The organism is Limosilactobacillus urinaemulieris, from assembly GCF_014838745.1.
GTDB lineage: Bacteria > Bacillota > Bacilli > Lactobacillales > Lactobacillaceae > Limosilactobacillus > Limosilactobacillus urinaemulieris.
In genome coordinates this window covers 18,775-29,231 of the sequence record NZ_JABUXR010000018.1, presented here as the reverse complement: position 1 = coordinate 29,231, position 10,457 = coordinate 18,775, and the positions used below count along the sequence as shown (strand labels likewise).

Genomic DNA, 10,457 nt, shown 5'->3' with positions numbered 1-10,457 from the left:
GATCGCCGGGAGGCTGTCCATATTTAGTATTAATTTTAAGAAAAGGAAGAACCGCTCAGAATTTCAAATGAAATTCCGAACGGTTCTCTTAATTTAAAGGACTTATGTCACAGCCCCTTTATTTTTAAAATTCATCCATGAGCGTTGCTTTTTATGGAAAACGTGGTTATTATATAATCGTTATGTACCTAACAATTATGCACCTAACGATAGGAGATGGAAGAATGATCACTGATGATGAAGTATTTCCTCAGTTGTTTAGTTTAATTAGGCAAATGCATAATCTCTCCAAAAGAAACATTAAGCATTCGGGGATGTTCCTTGGGCGAGGACGAATAATTCATATTCTAGCAATGCGGGATCAGCCGTTATCACAACGAGAATTAGCGGATATGGCAAATATTAAGCCGGGTTCTTTAACGGAAGTTCTTGAGCGATTAGAACGAGACAACCTTATAAAGCGGGAACGACTTGCCAATGATCGCCGAGTAATCCACGTTCGGTTGACAGCGAAGGGACGAAAGGCTTACCAAAAGATTGTAGAAGAGCGGCATGAATTTGGCAGTCACCTTTTAGAAGAAATTGATCAGGAGGATCTAGTGCGTTTTGTTAAGGTAGTCAATATGATGGAAAAGAACCTTCATCGTTATTACGGTGATCGGTTACCAAGAGAAGGGAAAGGTGAACGGTTTGATCAAAATTGCTAGAGATAACCTTGCTAAATGGGCGACAACCTTGGCGGTGCTGTTCTTATTAGTCCAGGTTGCTTGTGACTTATACTTGCCAACAATCACATCCGATCTAGTAAACAATGGGATCGTGAAGCAAAATTTAGGTTATATTTGGCATGCCGGTGGGTTAATGCTAATTGTTGCCGGGATTGGTGTCGTTGCGGCGGCAGGAAATGTTTATTTTGCGGCTACTCAATCAATGCAGGTTGGTGAAAAGCTTCGTAAACAGGTATTTAGCCACGTAATGAAGTTTTCTAGTCGCGATATGAGTAAGTTTGGCGACTCGTCACTAATTACCCGGTCGACCAACGATATTGTGCAAATTCAAAACGTTATGATGCAGGTCTTGCGAATGATGCTGCAATCACCGATTATGCTGGTGGCCGCTTGTGTCTTAGCCTATATTCGTGAGCCGCGACTGACTAAGGTATTTTTAATCAGTTTACCGATTTTGGCAATCGTTGTTGGCATTGTAATGTACTTTGCAGTTCCTCTGTTTAAAAGCATTCAGTTTAAAACTGACCGAATTAACTTGATTTTTCGGGAAGGACTGACAGGTGTACGGGTAATTCGGGCATTTCGTCAGGATCAGCGTGAACAAAAGCGATTTAAAGCGGCTAATGGCGATTATACAGATACGGCAATTAAAGCATATACACTAGTCTCGTTCTTATTCCCCGTAATGACTTTAATTCTAAGCCTGACAAATGTTGGGATTATCCTTTTAGGAAGTCATTTGATCGCAAATATGACGATGCAGGTCGGAAACTTAATTGCATTTATGACCTACGCTACGCAGATTATGATTAGTTTCATGATGTTATCCATGGTCTTCGTTTTTGTTCCTCGGGCATCTGCTTCAGCAGCGCGGGTTAATGCAGTTCTTGAACATCAGCCAAGTGTTAAAGATCTTCTTGTGGCAGACCAGGAACATCTTACAGAAGAGACTTCAGCTTCATTAAGTTTTGATCACGTTAATTTTCGGTATACAGGTGCTGAACGCCTAGCATTGGAAAACCTTAATTTTAAAGTGACGGCTGGGCAGACACTAGCGATTATCGGTGGGACGGGCTCTGGAAAGTCGACCCTTGTTAACTTAATTCCCCGGCTCTTTAATATTGAGAGTGGTGAAATCAAGGTTAACGGTGTTGAGGTTGATAAATTAAGCCAGCAGGAACTCCACTCGGTTATTTCAATTACCCAGCAAAAAGCGGTTCTCTTTACCGGAACGATTCGTTCAAATCTTCAATTTGGAAACCCCAGCGCGACGGAAGACGAAATGTGGTCAGCATTAAGAGTTGCTAAGGCAGCTGACTTTGTTAAGGAAGCTGGTGGCTTAGATGCTAAGGTTGAGCAATCGGGAAGTAACTTTTCTGGTGGCCAGCGACAACGATTAGCAATTGCCCGGACAATTATTAAGCCGGCTTCAATTTACATTTTTGATGATTCATTCTCCGCTCTTGATTTCAAGACAGATGCTGAATTACGGCAAGCGCTTAAGAAAGATTCGCAATTACAAAATGCTGTTAGTGTAATTGTAGCTCAGCGGGTATCGACAGTGGCTAATGCTGACTTAATTATTGTTTTAGACGATGGTAAAGTAGTCGGCCAGGGAACCCATGAGCAATTAATGAAGGATAATCCGGTATATCAAGAAATTGTTTACTCACAGATAGCAAAGGGGGATGACCAGAATGCATAACGGACCACGTGGACGAGTGAAAAAGGCGCAACACTTTTGGTTAACGACGAAGCGGCTGTTCGCTTACCTTAGGCCGTGGCGATTTGGCGTAATCATCTCAATAATATTAGCGATCATCTCCGTTATTTTATCAATCTTAGCGCCAAAAATTCTTGGTGAAGCAACCACCATTATTTATAATGGGGTAATGCGTGGCTATTCGGAAATGAAGCAGGGAGTCCACCTTACTAGCCTGCCAATTGACTTTCACCGGATTTTTCAGATCGGTTTAACTGTAATCTTACTGTATGTTTTCTCGGGATTATTTAGTTTTGCTCAGCAGATTATTATGACGAGGATTTCCCAGAAAGTTGTTTTTAATCTTCGGGGTGATTTAAAGGAGAAAATGCAACGGGTTCCGGTTAAATTTTACGATACCCATAGTAACGGTGATATTATGAGCCGGATGGTTAATGATATGGATAATATTGCGGGGACTCTTCAGCAAAGTCTAATTCAAATTGTTACGAGCATTATTACCTTTGTCGGGGTTTTAGCGTTGATGATTACGATTAGTTGGAAGCTAACACTGGTGGCACTGATTACGTTACCGCTGAGTGCGTTAATTGTTGCTTTTGTAGCACCAACTGCCCAACGACTTTTTAGTAACCAGCAGGCAGAGCTTGGTAAAATTAACGGTCAGGTTGAAGAAACCTACGCTGGGCACACGATTGTTAAGACTTTTAATAAAGAAAAAGATGAAGAGAAAACATTCGCAGAGAAAAATCACCGCTATTATCAGGCTGCCTGGAAAACCCAATTTTTCTCAATTTTGATCTTTCCTTTAATGAATTTTGTTCGGAACCTTGGCTACTTAATGGTTGCAGTAGTAGGAGCAATTGAGGTTATTCATGGACAGATTACATTAGGTAATGTTCAAGCATTTCTTCAATATACGAACCAGTTTTCCCAACCGATTACTCAAATCGCTAACTTGAGTAGTACAATTCAGCAAACGATTGCTTCCGCGGAACGGATCTTTGAGGTGCTTGATGCCCCAGAAATGGTTTCTTCAGACGCGGATCCGACATTAATTAAAGAGAAGCCATTACCAAAGATTGAGTTTGCTAATGTTGATTTCAGCTATAATGACGAACCATTAATTGAAGACTTTAACCTTAAGGCGATGCCAAACGAAATGGTAGCGATTGTCGGGCCAACTGGTGCAGGGAAGACAACTATTATTAATCTTTTAGAACGGTTCTATGAGGTTAAGGGTGGTAAGATCTACCTTGATGGACAAAACACCAAGTCGATGTCGCGTGATGAACTGCGGAGCCGCCTTGCAATGGTTCTTCAAGATACCTGGTTATTTACTGGGACAATTTTTGATAATATTAAGTATGGCCGAAATGATGCAAGTGATGATGAGGTATACCAGGCTGCTCGTTTAGCACATGCGGATAACTTTATTCGCGAACTCCCAGATGAATATGACACCATATTGGATGAGTCAGCATCCAACATTTCACAGGGGCAGCGTCAACTATTAACGATTTCTTGGCAAACCCAGAAGTGTTAATTCTAGATGAAGCAACGAGTTCTGTTGATACACGGACAGAAGAACTAATTCAAAAAGCAATGAATGAATTGCAACGGGGAAGAACAAGCTTTGTTGTTGCCCACCGTTTGTCGACAATTCGGAATGCGGATAAAATTATTGTGTTAAATCATGGTCATATTCTGGAAACGGGAAACCATAAGTCCCTGATGAAGAAAAACGGCTTTTATGCTGATCTTTACAATAGTCAGTTTGTTGGTAACAACCTTTAATGAAGAATTAAAATTTTTGAAGAGGGAGCGTGACAGAAGTCATTTATGACTTCGTCTTCACGCCCCCGCAAGCACAAATAGAGCTCCAGAGTTCGGATCTTACCGAACACTGGAGCTCATTTGTGTACTGCGCTGTTCGTGTTTTATCTAAGTAATAAGACTTATGTCACAACCCCTTTTTATTTGCGCTACAATAGTGTGGACTGAATGGAATGGATGGGAGAAATAGGAATGAAAAATCAATATCGAGAAACAATTGCCGGATTGAATAGGTTAGTTGAACAGGGAATTGTTCCTGGAATAAGCTATGTACTTTTTGATCACGGAATAGAATATCGAGAAGTGAAAGGCTATGCAGAAATACAACCAAAGAGAGAACCGTTGCGGGCAAAAATGCAATATGACTTAGCCTCACTAACAAAGGTAATTGGGACTGTTCCAGTAATTGCAATCGCGATTCAAGAGGGAAAACTTAAGCTAACTGATCCGGTACAAAAGTATTTACCAGAGTTCAAGGACTCTCGACCGACTATTCAGAACCTCCTAACGCATACTTCAGGAATTTGTGGATATATTCCGCATCGTGATGAATTAACAGCAAGAGAGCTTAAAAAGGCATACTTAACGCAACAACATGTTGATTCTAGTCTAAATCGTCAAATTAGGTACGCCGACGTTAATTTTCTTTATCTTGGTTGGATTGCAGAGAGAACTTATGGACAGTCAATTCAGTCATTAATCCAAAGACGAGTGTTAGATCCTCTGAAAATGAAGGAAACAACGTTCAAACCATTTGCAAGGAATAGTGTTCCAACTGAAGTGCAGGCAGAACGAGGATTAATTCGCGGAACTGCTCATGATCCGAAAGCATATATTCTGGGGCCCAAATGTGGGTGTGCCGGAATGTTTTCAACGTTAGATGATTTGTTGCTTTATAGTCACGCACTGATTGAGACTAACCTGAATGGTCTGCTAGACAATTGGATGGTTGACCAGCTATTTAAGGATCAGACGGTGATTCCGGGGGAGCATAGTCGTTCGTTAGGGTGGAAACTTCTTCACGCAATAGGTGATCGGCACTTAATTATTAGTCACACTGGGTTTACAGGAACATGGTTAATCCTTGACCGGGAAGAGGATCAGGGAATGATCGCTTTAACTAACAGGGTTCACCCAACAGCTAAGAATGATGCTTATTTACGTGCCCGGGATCAACTTTTCGCCACTTATCTTCGTGAAAAAGAAAACGCTTAATTAATTTCAAAAAACTTTGTGAAATTATTATTCAACTTTATGCAAATCAAACGGACAGATTATGCATTTTTGTGGTCTTGACTGCATATAAAAATGTATAATTTTTGCCAAAATTCATCTAAGGATAAAATTACACAAATCTGCGTTAAAATAGGGCTTGACAACGGTTTCAAAACTAGTTATTATATACACGTAATCAAATGAAAGCACACAAAAGGAGTGAGTGTATATGCAAAGCCCAATTCACGTAACATCTGAAATTGGTAAGCTTAAGACAGTTATGCTTCATCGACCTGGTCATGAAATTGAAAATGTCTACCCTGACATTCTTCACCGCATGCTTGTTGATGACATCCCATACCTGCCAATCGCACAAGAAGAACATGATTACTTTGCTAAGACATTAAAGGACCAAGGAATCGAAGTACTTTACTTCGCTAAGTTGGCTGCTGAAGCTTTAGCAGATGATCAAGTAAAGAATGAATTCCTTGAAAAAATGTTAGCAGAATCTGGCCACGCTGCTGGTGCTGTTCATGACGCTTTGAAGGAATACTTGCTTAGCATGGATACTCAAGCAATGGTTGACAAGATTATTGCTGGGGTACGGAAGGATGAAATCCACACTAAGTTCGTTTCACTTGCTGAAATGGCTGAAGATGCAGACTACCCATTCTTCATGGATCCAATGCCAAACGCATACTTCACTCGTGACCCACAAGCCTCAATTGGTGATGGTATTACCATTAACCATATGACATTTAAGGCTCGTCAACGTGAATCACTATTCACTGAATACATCATTAAGTACAACCCTCGGTTCGCTAACAAGGGTGTTCATGTATGGCGTGACCGTTACCATGACACTCGGATCGAAGGTGGGGATGAATTAGTTCTTTCCGACCACGTATTTGCTATTGGTATTTCTCAACGTACTTCAGCAGATGCAATCATGGACATCGCACGGAACTTATTCAAGGATTCTAACTACGACACTGTTGTTGCTATCCACATTCCACATAACCATGCTATGATGCACCTTGACACGGTCTTCACAATGATTAATTACGATCAATTTACTGTTCATCCGCAAATCTTGGATGGTGGTAAGATTGATACTTACATTCTCCACCCAGGTAAGGATGGCGAAATTGAAATCCAACACCGGACAGACCTTCAAAAGGTTCTTGAAGAAGTATTGGACAAGCCTGAAATCGACTTGATTCCTACTGGTAATGGTGATCCAATCGTTGCTCCACGTGAACAATGGAACGATGGTTCTAACACGTTAACAATTGCACCAGGCGAGGTTGTTACTTACGACCGTAACTATGTATCTAATGATTTGCTGCGGAAGCACGGAATTCTCGTTCATGAGGTTCGTTCAAGTGAATTGTCTCGTGTTCGTGGTGGTCCACGTTGCATGTCCTGCCCAATTGTACGTGAAGATCTTAAAAACTAGTTAGTTTGAAAGCAGCAAATGCACTTGGAAGCTGAATAATGGTTCAGTTAAAGGTGTTTCTTGCTGCTTTTATTGTACTGAAATAACATTGTTGTATAATTAATTTGTTTAGGGGTGAACGTGAATGAATCGTAAGTCGCGACGAAAGGTGATCGAACAGTTAGTTAGTGATCACAAAATCGAAACCCAGGATGAATTGTTGGATTTATTAACCCAACAGGGGATCGAAACCACCCAAGCGACGATTTCTCGTGATATTCATGCGCTCAATATTGTTAAGGCTAATGATGGTGAAGGCCATACCTACTATGTCCAACTACAATTAGCACCGGAGCATGATTTCAGTAGATTGTATACGGAAATTCGTGAGAATGTTCGCACGATTGAAACCGTGCAATTTATTAATGTTGTAAAAACGGCCTTGAATTCTAGTTACGCAACGATCCTCGGTGGGATGTTTGATGAACTGGATATTCCTGAAGTTGTTGGCACAATTGCGGGGAATGATACATTAATTATTATTAGTAAAAATAGTAATGATGCGCGTGCAATTTACAATTTAATAATGAAGCACATTAGCTCACATTTAGACTAAAAGGGGTGTAAAGATGGAAAATGAAAAGAAAGGGATCGGTAAAGGCGAATTAATTGCCCTTATTGTTAGTTCCTGTATTGGTACTGGTATCTTTGGAATTACCAGTGATGTTGCTGCTGCCGCTGCTCCAGGTCCTGCTCTGTTAGCATGGGTCTTCGTTGGTATCGGATTCTTAATGCTTGTTCTTTCATTGAATAACTTATCTGAAAAGCGTCCTGACTTAACTGCTGGGATCTTCTCATATGCTGGTGCCGGTTTCGGACCAATGGGTGAATTTATTTCCGGTTGGTCATACTGGTTATCTGCATGGCTTGGTAACATTGCCTTCGCGACAATGTTGATGAGTTCAATTGGTACTTTCTTCCCAACCTTTAAGGGTGGTCAAAACCTACCATCAATTATTGTTGCAATTGTTTTCTGCTGGCTTTTGACAATCCTTGTTAACAATGGTGTGGAAAGTGCGTCCTTCGTAAACATGATTGGGACAATCTGCAAGGTATTACCACTTGTTATCTTCATCGTTATTATGGTTGTTTGCTTCAAGGCTGGAATGTTTACTGTAGATTTCTGGGGCCGTGTTGCTAACAATGCTTCAAAGGGAACTACTACTGGTTCTGTTTGGTCACAAATGCAAGGAACATTGATGACTCTGATTTGGGTATTTATCGGTGTTGAAGGTGCTTCTGTTATGGCTCACCGTGCTAAGTCACGTTCTGCTGCTCAACAAGCATCAATCATTGCCTTTGTAACCTTAGTTGTTATCTATGTTTTGATTTCTATTTTGCCTTATGGTGCTTTGACTCGTGCACAATTGGCTTCAATGGGTCAACCTGCTATTGGTCATGTTCTTCAAGCAACTGTAGGTACTTGGGGTTCAATTCTGATTAACGTTGGTTTGATTATTTCAACTATTGTTTCATGGTTATCATGGACGATGCTTCCAGCTGAAACTACAATGCTGGTTGCTGAAGATAAGGCAATGCCAAAGGTTTGGGGAAAGGTTAACTCAAAGAACGCACCTACTGCTTCCTTGATGATTACTGCCGTGTTGCAAACCATCTTCCTCTTCTCATTGCTTTTCACTGATAAGGCATATGAATTTGCTTACTCACTTTGTTCTGCTGCTATTCTGTTCTCATACTTATTCGTTGGTCTTTACCAAATGAAGTACAGTTCAGAACATAAAGAATGGGGTCAATTCACTATTGGTTTACTCTCAGCCGCATTCATGTTCGCATGCATGTTCTTGGCTGGTTGGCAAGAAGTATTACTTGTTTCCATCAGTTTCATCCCTGGATTCATCATCTACTACCTTGCCTGCCGTGAAAACGACCACAAGATGAGCACTGCTGAAAAGTGGGTTATGGTATTAATTCTTGTACTTAGTGTTGTTGCTATTTGGCTTGTTGCTAATGGTACAATCACTGTGGGTTAATGTGATATAATAATTGAATAAAAAACAAGTGAGGTGATTAAGGTGAAGGAAAAGAAGTTAAATCTATTCCTCTTAATCACCTTAATTGTTGGAACAATAATCGGCGGTGGAATTTTTAATAGTCCCACCGACCTTATTTTAAAGGCTAATCCATTAGCAGCGTTAATCGCTTGGGGAATTGGCGGATTCGGAATTTTAATGCTAGCACTTGTCTTCTATAAGCTAGCAATTGTCAAACCAGATCTTAATGGTGGAATCTATACCTATGCAAAAGAAGGATTTGGTAATTATGTTGGTTTTAATTCGTTTTGGGGTTATTGGTTAGGAGCAATTTTTGGCAATATTGCCTTTATTTCTCTCTTCTTTAAGACCCTAAATAGTATGTTGCCACATCAGTTATCGCCTTTTGGATGTTTTATTGGTGGTTCCATTATTTTATGGGGATACACGCTAATCGTGTGGCATGGTGTTCGCGAAGTTAGTATTCTTAATTCAGTTATTACAATTGCTAAAGTCTTACCACTGATTTTAGTAATTATTATCGGAATTACGCTATTCCAGCCACACATTTTTAGCGTTCCGCATTGGACACAGCAATTGGTATCAACTGGGAAAACTGCTAATCTTTCTCAGCAAATTGGTCAAGCAATGAGTACGATTGTTTGGTGCTTTGTGGGGATTGAAGCAGCGGTTTCAATGTTACGGCGAGCAAAGAAACATTCAGAAGTTGGTTTGGCAACGGTGATTAGCTTTGTCATCGTTTGGAGCTTGTATGTTTTAGTTTCGCTTTTACCAATGGGGATTGTTTCGGCACCCGAATTAAGTACTTCTTCTGTGCCACTGGCAACTGTGCTTAGTAAAAGTGTCATCGGTAGCTGGGGTGCATTAATTATTAAAGTCGGATTACTAATTTCGTTGTTAGGAGCATTGTTGAGTTGGTTTATGATTGGTCCTGAAATTGCTTACGTTACGAGCATGGATCATGCAATGCCCAAACCATTTAAGTTAGTCAACCGGCATAATGTTCCGGGATTTGCATTAATTATCTATACGTTAATTATGCAGGTACTCCTAATGGTCCTTCTATTACCGCAGTTACAAACTGCTTATACAATTGCTTATACGTTGGCGACAACAACGACCTTAGTAGCATATTTATTATCGTCTTTGTATGGACTCAAACTAGCTTTTAAGGAATCATATGGTTTTGGGTTTAAGATCGTTGCGTTAATCGCGTCTGCCTATGCGATTTATACATTATTTGCTACTGGGATTGAATATGCCTTTGCAAGTGCAATTATTTTTTCATTAGGTATTCCAGTTTATTTAGCTGCAAAACCAAAAATGAGAAAATATGAAAAAGCAATTGCGTTAGTAATCGGCTTAGCGGGAATTCTAGCTCTAATAATGATCCTTCGTGGAGAAATTAACTTTTAATGAAAATAGGTCCTGAGAATGCTTACATTCAT

7 protein-coding genes and 1 pseudogene are annotated in these 10,457 nt (G+C 40.3%); all 8 read left to right on the top strand.

What is annotated here, in order from left to right; all coding sequences use genetic code 11:
* Positions 1 to 224: 224 nt before the first annotated feature.
* Positions 225 to 707: a MarR family winged helix-turn-helix transcriptional regulator gene (locus tag HUK45_RS08040; RefSeq protein ID WP_191911899.1), complete on the top strand. Its 483-nt coding sequence runs from the start codon at positions 225 to 227 to the stop codon at positions 705 to 707.
* Positions 691 to 2,433: an ABC transporter ATP-binding protein gene (locus HUK45_RS08035; protein WP_191911901.1), complete on the top strand. Its 1,743-nt coding sequence runs from the start codon at positions 691 to 693 to the stop codon at positions 2,431 to 2,433. Before HUK45_RS08040 ends, HUK45_RS08035 begins: the two co-directional genes overlap by 17 nt.
* Positions 2,426 to 4,245: pseudogene (locus HUK45_RS08030) on the top strand (ABC transporter ATP-binding protein). Before HUK45_RS08035 ends, HUK45_RS08030 begins: the two are co-directional and overlap by 8 nt.
* A 231-nt stretch (positions 4,246 to 4,476) precedes the next feature.
* Positions 4,477 to 5,499, top strand: a complete 1,023-nt coding sequence (locus HUK45_RS08025; protein ID WP_191911898.1) for a serine hydrolase domain-containing protein — start codon at positions 4,477 to 4,479, stop codon at positions 5,497 to 5,499.
* A gap of 229 nt (positions 5,500 to 5,728) precedes the next feature.
* On the top strand, positions 5,729 to 6,958 hold the full coding sequence (gene arcA, locus HUK45_RS08020) for an arginine deiminase (protein WP_191911897.1): 1,230 nt from the start codon (positions 5,729 to 5,731) through the stop codon (positions 6,956 to 6,958).
* 124 nt (positions 6,959 to 7,082) lie between these two features.
* The gene (locus tag HUK45_RS08015) at positions 7,083 to 7,553 is read left to right on the top strand and encodes an arginine repressor (protein WP_191911896.1); all 471 of its coding nucleotides are present in this window, start codon (positions 7,083 to 7,085) and stop codon (positions 7,551 to 7,553) included.
* Positions 7,554 to 7,566: 13 nt separating this feature from the next.
* Positions 7,567 to 8,988, top strand: coding sequence for a basic amino acid/polyamine antiporter (locus tag HUK45_RS08010; RefSeq protein WP_191911895.1), 1,422 nt, complete (start codon positions 7,567 to 7,569; stop codon positions 8,986 to 8,988).
* 42 nt (positions 8,989 to 9,030) lie between these two features.
* Positions 9,031 to 10,425: an amino acid permease gene (locus HUK45_RS08005; RefSeq protein WP_328797169.1), complete on the top strand. Its 1,395-nt coding sequence runs from the start codon at positions 9,031 to 9,033 to the stop codon at positions 10,423 to 10,425.
* The last annotated feature ends 32 nt before the right edge of the window (positions 10,426 to 10,457 follow it).

Coding starts and splice junctions, on each gene's coding strand:
- HUK45_RS08025 (WP_191911898.1), top strand. CDS start 4,477: ATGAAAAATCAATATCGAGAAACAATTGCCGGATTGAATAGGTTAGTT.
- HUK45_RS08010 (WP_191911895.1), top strand. CDS start 7,567: ATGGAAAATGAAAAGAAAGGGATCGGTAAAGGCGAATTAATTGCCCTT.
- HUK45_RS08040 (WP_191911899.1), top strand. CDS start 225: ATGATCACTGATGATGAAGTATTTCCTCAGTTGTTTAGTTTAATTAGG.
- arcA (WP_191911897.1), top strand. CDS start 5,729: ATGCAAAGCCCAATTCACGTAACATCTGAAATTGGTAAGCTTAAGACA.
- HUK45_RS08015 (WP_191911896.1), top strand. CDS start 7,083: ATGAATCGTAAGTCGCGACGAAAGGTGATCGAACAGTTAGTTAGTGAT.